1 protein-coding gene and 1 pseudogene are annotated in these 1,004 nt (G+C 44.8%); both read right to left on the reverse strand.

The window, feature by feature from the left end; translation table 11 throughout:
• A pseudogene (locus tag R7Q48_RS25055) lies at positions 1 to 342 on the reverse strand (SAM-dependent methyltransferase); the annotation flags it as partial.
• A 170-nt stretch (positions 343 to 512) separates the two neighbouring features.
• The coding region (locus R7Q48_RS25060) for a glycine zipper 2TM domain-containing protein (RefSeq protein ID WP_318132833.1) at positions 513 to 1,004 on the reverse strand (492 nt) is incomplete at its 5' end.

Genomic DNA, 1,004 nt, shown 5'->3' on the forward strand with positions numbered 1-1,004 from the left:
TTCTTCCACCAACAACTGTTTCAATCCATTCAACAACATACCTGACGGCTCAACAAGCGTTGCTTGTTTTAGGCTATCTAATCGCTGAACTAACTCATAATAGTTTCTACCTAACGCAGCGCCAACCTCAAGCAAAGCATGAGGCGGTTTTCCATTCTTCGATACCGCTTGAGTAATAAAATCTGCCACTTGCGAACAATGGGATGATTTAGCAAAAGAAAGTGGAACAAGTTTCGACTCACTGGTGATCGCATCAACCTGCTTATCTTCCACAAATTTATCGAACCATTGTGCCTCAAAATAACCCGCCAAACCTCGACTGTTTAGGTAAAAATCTTCCATGCTGATTCCTTGTGTATTTTCAAAGGTTCTATTATATCGAGCAGAGAAATTTAAGCGGGTTCTAGCTACACATTCTTGCGAGCAAAAAAATGAAAATACGATGAATGCAAAAAAGCCCTTTCGTCTATCAGACCAAAGGGCTTGTCTTTATCACTCAATTCAAGCGTAGATTATTGTGGCAGAACCACTTTGCCATCTTGAATTGGGAAAGTTTTCGTCGCAGGTTTGCTTGCCATACGAACTGTGGTTGGTGCACCAGCCACTTCATACGTTACGTCGTAACCTACCACCTTCTCAGAAGTCGTGTATTCGGTGTGACACTGCTTCTTCGTGGTCGTAATTACATCGCCCTTCTGCACATTTTCTTGAATCTTACGACCCGTCAATGCGCCTGCGATCGTGCCTGCTGCGGTTGCGATGACTTTACCAGAGCCACCACCAATTTGGTTGCCTAGTGCTGCACCAGCTGCCGCGCCGCCTACCGTACCGATGATTTTGTTGTCATCTGTTGGCTCAACTTGCTGAGTCACTACCACGTCTTTACATACTTGGTGAGGATTTTTCACAGTTTCAGTGACCGCTTCCACCAAAGTAATGTTTGCTTGAGTTGGAGCTGGTGGCGTTTTGTCTTTACAGCCTGCTAGTACAGCAACAACTGCCGT

It is taken from the genome of Vibrio sp. 378 (assembly GCF_033339435.1).